We start from the raw sequence: 14,343 nt of genomic DNA, 5'->3' as shown, positions 1-14,343 counted from the left end.
AATGTGAGCTGGCAGCCGGCGGATCGATCACATGCCGTTGCCCATCATTATGACGCAGTGCCAGCCGCCCTTATTGGGCAGGCGCCGCTGCTGGGGCTGTGCGCTCCCCACGCAGTACTATGGCTGTAGCCCCCCGGGGACGCGAGCAGAGTGGATATCCGCCGGCAGTGCGCTTGCTGGGTTGGGAAGTACTGTGGGGTGATGTGGCCATTAAGAAAAGGCCAGGACGCCCATGACGATGGCGATGGCGATGAATAACGCGGCCATGGCGATTTTGGTCGTGCCGACATGCTTTCGCCCCCAGTCGGCGACGGCTTTGGTGCCGATGCCAGCGATGGCCATGCCGGTGATGACGACGAGGGGCAGGATGAAGCACAGGTTGTAGAGGATGAGCAGCAGAAAGGCCAGGAGGTTGATCCCGGCGGCGTTGATGGCCGCCAACGTGGGCAGATAAATCTGGCCTGTGCAGGCCAGCTCCATGGATGAGACAATCACGCCAAGGAGGATTGCCGCCGGCAGCATCAGCCACGACCGGTGCTCGGTCAGGTTCTTGATGCGGTCGTGAATCTTGCGGTGCGTGGTGTTAGACAGGCCCAAGGACATGTCGCTGGGTTTGCCGCTCTTGCGGACGCGAAGGGCGTCGCGCAGATGCCCAATGGCCAGGACGAACGCGGCCACGGCGAAGAATCCGTAGATGGCTTTCTTGAGCCAGAGCATGTCGCTGATGGTGTCAAGGAGGAAAGACAAACCAAGGCCAAAGAGGACGTAGGCGAGGAAGACGCCGGCGCAGAAGCTGAAGCCGACCACGGCGATTTCCCGGGGCCGCCGTTTGAGGTACAGGAGGTAGCCAATCAGGAAGACCGAGGTGGCGAAGGCACAGGGGTTGAAGCCGTCAATGAGTCCGGCCAGAATGACTACGCCGACAGTGAATGACTTGAGTAGCCGGCCTTGCTGCTGTTGCTCGTTGCGGCGTTCAGCATCGGTAATGGGGGACGACCAGAAGGCGTCCTGCGTGGAGGCGGCCAGGGCTTGTTGCAGCTCGCTGGCGCTGGCGAGGCGGCCGGTGATGTAGCCCGTTGGCCAGCAGACCATGGGGGCGAGATTTTTGTTGTCGTCAGCAAGGGTGAAGTGCCGTTTGGCGCGACGGAGGAGAATTTGGCCATCGAGGGTCGCGACGTCGTAGCTGGCCAGCTGCAGGGCGGGCAGGGAGACGCGCAGGATGGCGAGCTCTTTGTCCTGCCGTGAGCATTTGGCGCAGCCCTTTTGGTAGAAATACAGCAGCCGCGACGATGATGCGGAGGCGGGCCGCAGGCTGGTCGGCGCGGCGTCGGGCAATGATGGGGCGGCAGCTACGCGCAGCTCGACGACGAGCTGCGCGGCTTTGGCGGCAGCTTGGGCGATTTCGGCCAAGAGCGGCAAGGAGGGCGTGTTTTTGCTCAATGCGGGCAGTTCATCGGCCAGCTCGTAGAAGGCGTCGAGGTCGCCAATGAGCTTGTCGCCGACGAGGAAGATGGGGAAGGACTCGGCCTTTTTCCCCGGCTGTAGCGCGTCTTCGAGGAGGCTTAGCAGGGCGTAATTCGGCGCGTGTTCGATGGGCAGAAAGACTAGCACGGGGCCATCAGCGAGGGCGAAGGCCTCCGGCCATTGCTTTTTGACAGCAGCACAGTCATCGCAGTCGTAACTGCCGAAGAGCGCGACAAAGCCCCGGGCTGGCGCAGCGGCGGCGGCGGCGGCGGGTGTCTGCGCCAACCCCGCATGGGCGAGCAGAAGGCCGACCAGCAGGAGCAACCTGACACAGAAGCGGTCGGGGCGAACGGACCTCTTCCGGCGAGATTCCCTACTGCAAGAAGGCTGGACGGTGCTGAGGGTCATGGCTTCGCGGTGATGGTCAGCATGCCGCAGCTGCTCTTGTTGTATGAAAAAGGAATGACCTGACGCCTTCGCCGCGCAAAAAAGTCGGCCGGGAAGCTCAACGACACCAACAGAGAGTCTGCTTGAGCCGTTTTTGACATAGTCACCGAAGGGGGCAAACGGGCGTCAAGACCACTGGCGATGCCTTCCCAGAAGGCTATTTGTTGGATCGTGCTGTTGGCAAGCTCTTCCTTGGCGATTGTATTGGTGGGCGCCTCTGCATGGTCGTGGTCGTGCCTGAGGGCGGCGAGAGGATTTTTCACTTGCGGTTCTTCGGTCTGTTCTTTCATGACCAAACGGATATCTTTGACGATGGTTTCGCCTGGCTTGTGTTCCGAGAGGGCGACGTTCAGCTGATTGTTCTCTAACACCGGTCGCCAGCCGGTTACGGTGCCATTGACGGCCAGCATAACGGGGCCGTAGTTGTCCATTCCGGTGACCGGCAGGCGCACCAGGTGGTGCAGTTTACCGATGGGCAGGGGAAGCTTCGGTCGGATGCTGAGGCTGAAGACTTGGGGGTTGTCTGAGTGCAACTCATAACTGAAGAGGTCGTCTTCGGCCGGAGCCTGCAACAACACGTTCTGCTTCTCAGAAAAGGCGGACGTGATTTTGATGGACCGCTCCCACGGCACGTCCTTGCCGGCAAAAGTGCCAAGGGCGAGGGCTTGTCCGGGGGTGAAGGTGAGCATAGGCTGGACTGTGCCGTTGATATAGACCAGGGTGATATCGCGCCCCTTCACTTCCACCAGGACCATGCGCGAAAATGGCCCCGGTTTTATTTCCGCGGCATCAAGTTTCGCGGTGAAGGAAATTTCCTCCTGGGGTTTGAGAAGCCCTGCCGGTGGCTCCGGCGCCAGTGTCAGGCAGGTACACGTCACCCGAATGCGTTCGATTTGCAGGGGCTCCGAGTGGACATTCCGGAGGGTAATCCTGATGTCGCGTTTGGCGAAATCCATGATGGTGCCCAGTTGTAGCGCCGCCGGATTCACGACTTGGAATATATCAGGCGTGGATATGATGGTGTTTGGCGTGGCAGCGGTGTCAGCGGTTTGGCCAACTGACTGCGGCGCACACGCCAGGATAAGTACCGCGCCGAGGCCTGCGAGGGGGCTGACAATTCGTCTTGCAAGTTTTTGCATGCGCATGGTTTTTCTATGTATTGGCATGAATCGGATGCTTGAGCCGGGCTGTTCTGTTCACGAACGACAACCCGGCCTTCACTTCCCGTCGCAAGTACTGCGGGAAGTGTGGGCCAGGCACAACACGACCATCAGGGCTGAGTTGGGTTGTAGAGCCAGACGCCTGGTGCGGGGACGTCGCTCGGGGGGGTGAGAGTGAAGGTCCAGCCATTCCAATACCACGTGGTGATATTGCCGAGCAGTGGCGTTGTCGGCAGAGCCAGGAAAGACCAGCCGGGCGTGATGACAACGCCTGGTGCAGGCTGCTCCATTTGGGCAATCGTCGCCGCAAAATCATCGTCAGGAACAAAGACCCAGTAGGCCAGGCCGCCGTTGAGTTCGCTGGTGGTTGTGTAGGCGCTGGCGTCATTATCATAGGCGAGGATGGTGCCCCCGTCGTTATCGAGGACTGTGTAGTGGCGGTCGGCGGGTATGCCAATGAGATTCCAGCCGGGATGTAAAGCCCCTTTGCCGCTGTCCGGATCGGAGCCAAGCGTGGTTTGGCGGGGAATGGCGACAAGGAGGGGGGCGCTGGCCGTTTTGTCCCGTGACAAGGCAACGAACTGCCAGGTCGCAGCAGTCGCCAGCGTCAGCTCAGTGAAGTCCGCTGCCGCAGCTGACCAGTCCGCGAGGAATAGATCGTTGCTGTATTGGCGTTGATAGAGAATGCGCTTGCCGGCGCTTTGGATCTGGACAGCGACCTCCCCCGCGTTGATGGGGCGGACTGGCGTGGTGGGCGCAAGGCCGGCGATGGACTTGAGCACCGGCAGAGAATTTTGCACGGCGCTTTGGGCGCTGAGGCGGAACACATATGGGGTGCCACGCCGGGTGAAATAGCCGTAGCCGAGGAAGAGATCCGCTCCTGCTGAACAGCAGTCGGAGGTGATTGGCGTGAGTATGCCCCGGAGTGGGACGGCCTCGCGCAGCAGGGGCTGGCCGACTTGCGCCGCGAAAAGTACATTCACGTTGCCGCTGATTACACCCGTGGCGGTGTTGATGGCCAGCGAGGACAGTTCCACCGCAAGCGGGTTGTCATTGCGGGGAAGCAAGGCGCTGCCACTACTGTTTTCGGCCAGGAAGATCAGGTCCGGCACGACAGTCTGGCTGTCCTGAGCAGATTGCTGGACTTCATAGAGAAAATCCAGACCCTGTCCTGCAAGGCCGGCCTGGTTGGTAAGCGATACCACGGCTTGATACGTGGTGCCGCAGGGCTGGATGGCATCCTTGTCCGTCGCGGAGCGCGCCCAGATGGCATTTGTGCAATCGTAAACACAGGCGTCGTTGAAACCGGCGCCGGGTTCGTAACGCAGGGGGAGGGGAGTGATGGCCAATTGACCGGCGATGCGGCCCTGGTAGCGGCCAAGGGTGCTGTTCCAGTTCAGGGGCGCAAAGAAAATCATCCGGCCGGAGCCATCGGCTGCCTCGGTGATTGCGGAGGTGCCGGCGAGGGTCGTGCCGTCGATGAGTTCGCCAGAGTAGGTGGCGTTACCCGTGGTGTCAACAGTGAGGCGCAGCCAGCCCAGGGCGAAGCCGTCGTAGGGGTGGGGTGGCGTTGCAGGTTGTGGGCGGAGGGCGACGTTGTAGGTCCCCGCGAAGTTTGCCGGGTTTTGGGTGACTGGCGCGAAAAACACGGTCTGCTCTTCACCGCTGGGCGCGGTGAATGTCCCGCGGCCGTTGCCTTGGGTATCCAACGTGAGGTCGATTCTGGCATTGACTGTCGACCAGGTGAAGCTCAGATAGTATTGATCTTTTGCGGGATCGTAGCCCTGCCAGTTGACCAGTGCGCTCAACGCTTCGGCGGTGCTGGTGGAATGGAGAGTGAGTTGCAGGCCAGTGGCGTTTTTGCTCATGCTGAGGCTGCCCAGGGGCGCCCCAACGCCTGAATTGTCTGGGCAGATACGGCCAGCGTAGACGTTGCGATCGGCGATTGTGCCGGTTAGGTTGATGACATTGAAGGCAACGGGCAGCAGGTCGCAAAGGACGTTGGCCTGGTCACGGATTTCCAGGCTGACCTGGTGGTTGGTGACGGCGTTGGTGGGGGTGCCGGTTATCATCAGCGAGACACTCACGCCACGTGAGGGAGCCGCGTCATTAAGCTGGTAGCTGAGGCCGGCGGGGAGTGCGGGCGTAACGCTCACAATGTGTTTTTGGGCGTCATAATTTCTGATGCCGAAGCTCAGGCGTTCACGACGGCCGACAAAAAGGCCGTACGCGCTCGGGGCGGGGCGGACGAAAAATGCCTGAGAGAAGATTTTGACGCTACTTTCTTCGCCATTGCTACTTACCCGGCAATTGCCGCCAGCGATGGATTGCAGTTCAATGACGACGTCGTGGCTGCCGGTCCAGTATTCACCGGCGGGAACGGCGAGAGGAAGGGACAGTAGCTTGCGTCCAGATTGTTTTTCATCTGCAGTCCATGTGGCTTCCTGCCAGACGTTGGGAGTTGCGAAATAGCTTGCCGGCGCGCCATTCTCAAAGGTGCGGATGCGGTAGGCGAAGCGGACGGCGTTGTCATTTGGAAGTTGGGTTGTCAGTTGCAGGGGCAGGTCGAAGCTGAGGTCAGAGGAAGCTACAGCTACTTCATCATGTTCCAAGGCGATGGTGTAATTGAGTTGCTCGAGCTGGTAGTTCAAGGTGAGAGGCACCGCGCTGGCTTGCGCACTGGGACTTATCGCCAGCCAGTATTGGCCCCCATCGGCACTTGGCGGCACAAACTCCAGGCTGCTGCCGTTTTTCAGGCTGCCCTGGGTCCGGCGCAGCAAGGTCACGCCATCGGCGCTGTACACTGCCAGTTCGACTTGCGCCGCATCAGCCGCCGTGGTGGCTCGGGCATTGAAAAGCCAAGCGAAGCCGCTTTGATCCTGATTGACAGTGAATCTGTACCAGTTGCCGTTGGCGAGACCACCGGTCAGTGCCTCGGCAGCGGTGCCAGGGGCCGGCAACTGCAACTGGCTGGTCTGAGGCGAGGCATTTGCCTCCCGGTGGCCCTTGCTGGCTAGCAGGGCCAATTCGTCAATGAACGCCTTGGCTTTGCTGGCAATGGGCAGTCCGGTGAAATCTTGATAGCTGAAACGGCCGATCGGGTTGACGCCAGTGAGGTCAGCGCGGGTGGTGGCGCTGACGTTGCAGTAGACCAGCGTGGGATAGGAAATGCGGCGGCCATGTGACCAGCCTGCCGTCGAAGCGCCGGGAAGGGCTAAGGCGTTCTGCAGGGTGAGGTTATTGGCCAGTTGCGCTGTGGCGGCAGCGCCACTGATTGAATTGCTCGCCAGATAGCCGTTGGCACGATTGTCAAGCAGGAGCGAGGGTCCCGTGTCATTGCGCTGGCGGTTGTCAATCAGCACCAAATAGGCATTTTTGATGCTGTCCTTGAAGGTGGTGGAGCTGAACACCATGTGGTCCAGGCCGATGCAGTAGGGGCACCAAAGAACACCGGTAAAGTAGAAAAGCAATGGAACACCCTCAGCGGCGGCCCGTTCCCGGGCCTTGTCGGCGTCCATCGTCCATAGGCCTTTTTGGGCGCCGCGCCAGAGCGGGTTGGTCACTGTGCCGACGACGGGATTTTTATGGGTTTCGTGGACTTTGATGCCATAGGGCAGAGCGGTACTGGCAGTGCCGCCGCTATGACTGAGACGGAGATAGAACAGCTGGTTGTTGGCGCCGCCGGTGGGGATGTCCATGAACAAGCCGCGTCCGAGAGCGTCAAAGCCCGTGGATGTTGCGGTGAAGATGGGAGGATCACTTGGCGCACCGCTGGTGTTGCTGGCATACAAGGCGATGGCGATCGGGTTATTGGTATCCTGGAAGTCTTTGGCTACACACAAATAGCGTTTGCCGGCATCGCCCGTGAACTTGTACCAGTGTTCGGAACTGCTACCGATGAACGTGGCGGCCGGCGCGTACTTAATCCAGCCTGGGCCACTGCTGGCCGGATAGTCGGGGTTGGGGATGCGCCCCAGATCAACCGCCTGCTCGTAGCCCGTGGGGCCAACGACAGGCGGGATGATGCTGTTCCAGCCCGGATCACCACTCGGATACTGCTTGTTCGGGAAAAAGGACTCAATGACCTTGAAGAAAGTCGCCAGAGTCCACGATTGTTCTTTTTCCAGCTTAATGCCGTTAATGACCGTTTCGCTGGTGTAATTCACGCCGGATTTTTTCCCGGCATAGGTGCCGCTGCTGATTTCCAGAAGTGTCACGTGTTGGGCCGACATGCTGTTTTCTGCCAGCTGTGCGGCGCTGACCCCGTCCTTGACCTTGAATAGGAAGAGAAAGGGCAGAAGTGATGTCATGCCGCTGGGTACTTTGAAATCGTTGGTGATCTGACTACGCAGCGACGAGTTATTTCGGCAATGGAACAGCACGAGTTTCCTGGCCTTGGCGTATTGCAGCATTGCATCAGTGATAATGACTTTGTCAAGATTGTCACAATGCGGGCAAATAGGCGAACCGACTATGGCCAGGATGGGGCGATTATGCGCATACGCAAGGGCCTTGGCTTCTGCCGGGTCTTCAGTCCAAGTGGCAACCCAGGATTCATCAATGATCGGAACTGGGTCGTCAATGACTGGGTCGTCATCGATCGGGTCGTCATCAATCGGGTCATCATCGATCGGGTCGTCACTGGGGGAGAGGGTGGACCATCCCTGGTTTGGGAAGAAGGAGCGCAGTACTTTGGTGAGAGTGTCAACAGTCCACTTGGATTCATTCTCGAGTTTGATGCCGTTGACAACCGCATCACTGGTGTAATTGACGCCGGCGAGTTTACCTGTGTAAGGGCCGCTACTGATTTTCAATAGTTCAATTTGATCCGGAGCCATGGACATCACGTTATCAGACTGGGTGTCAGCACTTTCTTTGACCTTGAAGAGGAACAGAAAGGGGAGCAGCGAAGTCATTCCGCATTGAGTCTTGAAATCATTCGTCATCTGAGCGCGAAGCGAGGAATTCTCGCGGTTGTGAAACAAAACAAGCTGATTTTGGCGGGCGTAATCCAGAAAGGCCGCGGATTTGAGGATGACGTCAAAATTATCACAATGAGGGCAGATCGGCGACCCAACCACAGCGACGATTGGCCGGTTGAATTGCAGAGCCAGTGCTTTGGCGGCCGCCGGTGAGGTTGTCCATTCGCCAAATTGCGCGGCGAGAGCATGCATGCCGCTGTACATGAGGAGTACCAGGCAGAGTGCAGGGAGAAGCCGTCCGGGATGGTGATAACGATGTGCCATGCGCAATAAATCCTTTATACTGCATACATCACGGGGTTGGGCCTGGGCTCCGGTGTGAGCTGGAACCCGGTACGACTGCATTGATCAAAATCTGTGAAGCCTGACAGTCCCGGGGCGACAGTCAGAGCCCAGCGGCGTCATCACGATTATTCGTCATCGCTTCTGGCCAAAGGCCACCTGGGAAAAAACACAGCTGACGGGGTACTTTTTGGCTAACGACTGGCCGATGGCAGCTACGGCATTCTTCTGCTTGCTGACAAGCAATTGCGCGCGAAGATCGTCACGGCTTTTCTCATCGGCAACAGGCATCTTGCGGAACAGCCACTGGGCAGCGCGAAGTTTTTCGGCATCGCCTTCTTTTTCGGGGGCGACCCGTGAAAGTACCCTCATGACCCGAAAGGCGGTTGGGGTTTCATAGAGCGGGGACGTTTGCCCGACCTGGAGTTCAAATTGTTCGATGTGATTGACAGTAGCCAGTTCAGAACGCGTGAAATCATAATTGAGAACGCCGCCTTGTTTGGCTTCCACGCCATCGGAATACTCTTTGGCAAGGTAGGCGAAGCCCTGATCGGTCAGCGCCTCGGGTTTCTGCAGGAGTCCCAAGGCAAATTGCTTAATACTTTCATTCTGTTTCTGCATCGAGTCGCGGACGGCTTTCATGGCGAGTAGTTGCTGGTCAACTTCGCCATCGGTAATGGTAATTTCAGCAAGAAGCTGGTTACCAAGGGTGACTACGCGCTGGGCGTCTTCTTCGCTAAGACTCAATAAGGTACTTTTGCCTGCGGCCAACGCCTTTTTGACGTCCTCCGTGGTGGCTCCGCGAGAATTGCCCTGCAGTCCCTGTTCAAGTTGTTGTTCGTTTGCTCGGCGCTGTTCTTCACTGACCTGAATGTTCCTGGCATTCGCCTCGTGCAGATATAGACCGCGAAGGGCAATGCGTTGCATCAGGGTACGCAGAATCTTGCTGCTTTCCTCAGATGATTTATTCTGGTTGGGATCAATAAATTGGCGTATTAACGGTTGCAGTTCGTGCCATTGCAGGCTCATGCTGCCGACTTGGATGACAACCGTAGTCGGCTTCATAAACGCCATCAGCATAGCGAGGTCTGGCTCCTCTGCCGGCACCGCCGGAGCGGGTGATGGGCCCACTAGCGCCGGGGCCGGCGTCGGTTGCTGGCCAGCAGTTTCAGCGCCGCCGGGGGGAGTCTGCGCAACGGCAGAAAGGGCGCAAATGCAGAAACATATCACGCCGACATGGCTACTCTTCATGAGTTTGTGGAGAAACATGGCGCTAATTCACTTTCCGGTGGTGGTTCCTGGTTGGCATGCTACCGGCTCACTGCTTGACTGGCAGGCGCCATGGTTACTGGACTTTTCATTGTTGGTCGTTGGCATCGTCATGATTGGTTTTTATAGCCGCAAACCAGTTTACAACCTGCTCGCGATCAAGGATTTCTTCTTGGCCGGTAATAGAGGTCAGAATTTGCCTGACGGCCTCACGCAAGGCCTCGTTGGGATTATCAAAAAGCTCCAGTAGTATGGGCACGGATTGATCAACAGCGTAGGTGGAAAGAATCAACAGCAGCTCTTCACGGGCTTCGGGGCTAGGAGCCTCGGTAAGCGCCAGAATCCATGTTTCCAGGTCGGCATGCTGTTCATCACCAAGGGGATCCTCTTCGTATACCCCCTCGTCAAGAATCACCAGGCCATCGTCAGGGATGTCACTGTCATGGCGATTGCCACCCTGGTTGTTACTTTCGGTAAGAAGATGGGTGAGCACACGGCCTGCTTCGTCAGCGACGGCTAAATAGGCATTGTTGCGGAGGCCGATGAGGGACTTCATGGCCTTTCTGCCACCAAGCCAGCGGAAGGCATCAATGGCGGCCAGCTGCTGAACAGCGCTGCCGTTGCACATAGCCAATGCTTTTTGCAGGGCCTCATCGTGCTTATCTTCGTCGTCGAGGAGATCTTGCAACTCCTGAACAACGAGTTCATCGCCGGAGAAGAGACCGCCGGAGGCGGCTGTTGTTTGAGGGGCGGCAGCGGATGATTCCTCAGGCTGAGCGGCTGTCAACGGCTTATTCGCGTTTGTTGCTGTCCCGGGCGTGTGACGGCTGTTGTTCATTCTGGTGCGCCAGGCCATAAATACAAGGACCAGGGCCATGGTTGCCAGTAGCAGGAAAGTCACACGTTTGGAGGCATGCATAGTAATCTCCGGGAACTCCGAGTTGAAAGAATAAGAAAGGGGAGAGGCCCTTATGACAGGCCCCTCCCCGAGTTGGTTCCAGTTAACTGTTCAACTTGGCTATGTTTTGAACTTTAGCCTTCGCTGGAACAGCAACCTTGTCTGCAAGAATTAGTCAACCATGGTGTTATCAATAACATCGGTGGCAGCAGCCTTGACTTTGAGCTTCTTGTAGATTTCGGCTTCCTGGCTGGCAGGAGCAACCTTGGAGAGGCTGTTGTTGAACTTCAGCGTCCAAGTGCCGCTGATGGGGGCGGAGGTCACCATGCCGGTGGCGTCGGACACGCAGACGTCCCACATGGGGGTATTGCCACAGAGGCCATCATAGCCAAAGAAGCCGATGGTGGAGCCAGAGATGCTCTGGACCATACGGCAGCTCGAGCTGGAGGCGGGAATGCCGCCGCAGAAGCCGAGCGTAGCGGCCTGGCTCTGGGTCAGTACGCGAGCCGAGCCGAAGCCAGCGCCCGTGATGCTGCCGCCGAGGTAGTTGTCAAGGCCCATGAAGCCATACCAAACGTCCTGGCCGGCGGCCTTGGGAATGATGAGGCCGGAGTCAACAACGTCAGCGGCCGTGGGGTTCGGGGTGCTGAAGCTCATGAACATCCAAGCACTCTTCAGATCTTTGAGAGCATGGGGGTCGCCATTGGGGGTGGCGCCACCAATGATGAAGGCGTTGCTGCCAAAGATGGCGGCCTGGGCAAACACGCTGGTCTTCAGCACGTTGGCCAAATCGGCCTTGGCGGAGTACTTGTCACCACTGCGGGTGAGGTAAGCCGTGCCCGGCATGACCAGGGAGGTGGCAGCAGCGCCACCACAGTCCGTGCACAGGGGCAGGATCACATAGCCCTTGATGGAGTCGCTGGTGACGCCGTAGCTTTCGGTGACGACTTCAGCGCCGCTGACCTTGCGGATTTTGTAGATCGGGTTAACGCGTTTGAAGGAGGCCTTGTAATCATAGACGACGGTTTGGGCAACAGCGGTCAGACCGAATGCGCCAGCCAGAATTGCGGCAAGAATTTTCTTCATTGTAATTCCTTTCTTCAACCTCAATACAGTTTCCACTACCACTCCGACCACCAACCATGGTGGCCATTTACCTCTTGGGGAACAAAAAACTAACCTCGAACAAACAACAAAACCTTCGCCAACTGAAGAATTTTTTATCGTTCTAGCAGTCTATCGCCTCCTTTCCTTCATTAGGCCAATCAGCGACGATTCAATGACGTGATCACATTTTGAAAGTGGGCTATTGTTTGTATAGGAGCCACGCAGCCTGTGTCTCTAGCCACGTCTGGAAGCAAACAATACAACCCGTAGAACACATTTCAAGGCCAAAAAATCAACTTTTCTGCCTAAAGGAGGCTAAAAGTTGCGGGTTGCACACCAGAAGCCCAATGTTTAGGACAGAATATACCGGCGTTTCTGTTCAATACAAGCATGTATGCATGCATGCCAGCCGTTTTTGCCTGCGCTGGGCGCCAGCCGGTGTTGATCCGACTCTGCGTAGGCAAGGAAAATATGCTGGGTGTGGCAGTGAACGTCGCATGTCCTATGGGTGAAATGAGCCTACAATCGTCCTTTCACGGAAAAAGCCCGGTATAACCACTATATTTGGCAGTCTGTTCTATTATTGACGTATTGACGCTGGCATGATATGGAACGAAGTCACAGGAGGCAACCAAAAATGAATATTACTGCTTTTTTTTGCAGTCGGAGTGTTTTTTTTCTGGCGTTCCTGGCATTTTCGTCTTTGAGCCGGGCGGGGGCTTCGGCGTCCGATGTCGGTCGGGCTCTTGATCAGCCTGCGGGGGTCACGTTTTCTGCGGCTGGCGGCGACTGGGCTCGGAAGACCGGCTCGGTAGCAAGCGTTGATCTCAGTGGCATCAGCACTGTCAATAGCGACTATCTGGCGGCTGGCGCGCCTGACAAGGCCAATCCTCGGAAAGAGTCATTCTTTACGGCGTCTTTTCAAGGATCGGGTTTTTTGTCCTTTCGCTACAAGGTATCTCTTGACGACTTGAACTGGTCGGAGTTGTGTTTATACGACACGGATTATGTCACCGGCTATCTCTGGAGCGCCAGTGGCTGGTGGGTCAAGGGCGAGGCTGATTTGGATGAAAACGGCAAGTGGGACCCGCTTGAAGACGACGAATGGTGGGTTGACGAAGAGATCTATTTCAACACCGACAAGTATTCACGGACCATCACAATAGCCTTGTTTGGCCCCACCAGCGTGGACTACGAAAAGCCAGTGGTAGACAAAGAGTGGGATGAAGTCTTGTATAACAAAGCGTGGCTGGACAATTTTGTGTGGACGCCGGATGTCTACAACATCTTCTTCCAGATGAATCCCTCGCCTGGTGGCACGGTGACCTTTGCCGACACGCTCAATGTGTTGTGCTACAGTGATTACAGCAATTTTGTCTTATATTACACCACGGACGGCAGTAGGCCGACGAGCGCTTCGCCGTTGTACGACCCGATGAAAGGCATTGTGATCAGCGAGACGGCCATGGTGTCGGTCGTGATCTATGAGAATGGGCAGCCGATCAATGATACGGTGTATACAGGCCTCTACACCAAGAAAGCCGGCACGCCGCAGCTGAATGTTGTGCAGCAGCCGTATAGCGGCGCTGCACAGCTTAGTTTCAGCAGCGAGACGGTGGGCGCAGTTTTTTATTACGCGCTGGGAGGCGCGCAGCCGCAGGTGAATGCCGATGGCACGCCGGGGGCGGGGACTTTTCGTGGGGCGTCATACCCACTGAATGGCGACACGACGATTAGCGTGATGGCGGTGGCGCCTGGCGCCGTCAACAGCGAGGTCGTCACCAGGACCTTCAGCAAGCTGGCGAAGCCGGCTTTGACTTGTCTGCTGGACGGCCATGCCTACAGCGAGCCGCCCGTATTTGATCAGCAGGCGACGGTGACCTTGGCCGGTCCGGCCGGGGCGACGATCTACTACAAGCTTGACGATGGCGCCGAGCAAATTTACACGGCGCCCTTGGTTTTGACTGCAAGCGCGTACCTAACCGCGCAGGCGCGGCGGGAGGGCATGATCAGCAGCGATACAGCGATGTCGCGGGTGATCAGGGCCGCTACCCAGGTGATAGTGCCGGCGTTGGCCAGTGGTGGCTGGCAGGTATTTGCGGTGCCGGGGGAAATCAGCCAAAGCAGCAGTGATGCGATCATTGCGGCCAGGCAACCGGTGGCCTACGACGCGCAGCGGCGGGTGTACGCCAAGGCGTCGCGTATTCGCGGCGGCCAGGCCTACTGGGCCTTCGGAGTGAAGCCGCCGATCAGTGGCATTGCGATGGCGCCCATTGAGGCGATTGGCGGCACCATAGGCAAGTGGCAGTTCACTGGCGCGCCGAGCACGGGGGAATTTATCGTGCCGAATTATTTCCTTGCGTACCGCTGGGATGGCCAGCTCAGGCGCTTTGTCAAGACGGATGTGATTGGCGCCTATGGCGGCCTGTGGCTCTATATCGACGGCGCCGGCGCCAGGTAATTGGCTAGGTGTCGAGGCGGGCCAGCATGCCCGCCTTTTTTTGTCCGCAGATTTCTAGGTGGGGACGGTTTGCCTCGTGGTTGTTTTTTCGCGGACGGATCGGACTGATCGGACCGATCAGACCGATCAATCAAACCGATCAGTCCGATCCGTCGGATCGGTCCGATCGGTCCGAGAAAAGACGAGAAGATAAAACTGACGCGAAGGCGCGAAGAAGACAAATGTGAAGAAGAATGGCGGCATGTCTTGCCGCTTCGCGGCAATTCACGCCGC

Annotated in this window: 7 protein-coding genes; 1 reads left to right on the top strand and 6 read right to left on the bottom strand. The window is 57.6% G+C overall.

All coding sequences use genetic code 11. The features are described 5' to 3' along the window. Positions 1 to 210: 210 nt before the first annotated feature. The 6 genes from J3R75_RS02640 to J3R75_RS02615 form a co-directional block, all read right to left on the bottom strand. Positions 211 to 1,872 carry a hypothetical protein gene (locus tag J3R75_RS02640; protein ID WP_307259773.1) on the bottom strand — a complete coding sequence of 554 codons (1,662 nt, stop codon included), beginning with the start codon at positions 1,870 to 1,872 and terminating at the stop codon, positions 211 to 213. Beyond that, positions 1,869 to 3,077 carry a DUF1573 domain-containing protein gene (locus tag J3R75_RS02635; protein WP_307259772.1) on the bottom strand — a complete coding sequence of 403 codons (1,209 nt, stop codon included), beginning with the start codon at positions 3,075 to 3,077 and terminating at the stop codon, positions 1,869 to 1,871. Before J3R75_RS02635 ends, J3R75_RS02640 begins: the two co-directional genes overlap by 4 nt. 104 nt (positions 3,078 to 3,181) lie before the next feature. After that, the gene (locus J3R75_RS02630) at positions 3,182 to 8,317 is read right to left on the bottom strand and encodes a thioredoxin domain-containing protein (protein ID WP_307259770.1); all 5,136 of its coding nucleotides are present in this window, start codon (positions 8,315 to 8,317) and stop codon (positions 3,182 to 3,184) included. 153 nt (positions 8,318 to 8,470) lie between these two features. Continuing rightward, a complete protein-coding gene (locus J3R75_RS02625; protein ID WP_307259769.1) occupies positions 8,471 to 9,415 on the bottom strand; it encodes a peptidylprolyl isomerase in 945 nt (314 codons plus the stop codon). Between the two features lie 277 nt (positions 9,416 to 9,692). Continuing rightward, positions 9,693 to 10,523, bottom strand: coding sequence for a hypothetical protein (locus J3R75_RS02620; RefSeq protein WP_307259767.1), 831 nt, complete (start codon positions 10,521 to 10,523; stop codon positions 9,693 to 9,695). A 150-nt stretch (positions 10,524 to 10,673) separates the two neighbouring features. Next, positions 10,674 to 11,588, bottom strand: a complete 915-nt coding sequence (locus J3R75_RS02615; protein ID WP_307259766.1) for a hypothetical protein — start codon at positions 11,586 to 11,588, stop codon at positions 10,674 to 10,676. A 658-nt stretch (positions 11,589 to 12,246) separates the two neighbouring features. Between J3R75_RS02615 and J3R75_RS02610 the strand changes: the two genes are divergently transcribed. Beyond that, a complete protein-coding gene (locus J3R75_RS02610; RefSeq protein ID WP_307259765.1) occupies positions 12,247 to 14,070 on the top strand; it encodes a chitobiase/beta-hexosaminidase C-terminal domain-containing protein in 1,824 nt (607 codons plus the stop codon). Positions 14,071 to 14,343 lie beyond the last annotated feature (273 nt).

The sequence above is a fragment of the Oligosphaera ethanolica genome, from assembly GCF_030814695.1.
In the GTDB taxonomy this organism is placed as follows: domain Bacteria; phylum Verrucomicrobiota; class Lentisphaeria; order Oligosphaerales; family Oligosphaeraceae; genus Oligosphaera; species Oligosphaera ethanolica.
This window is presented reverse-complemented; position numbering and strand designations above follow the sequence as displayed.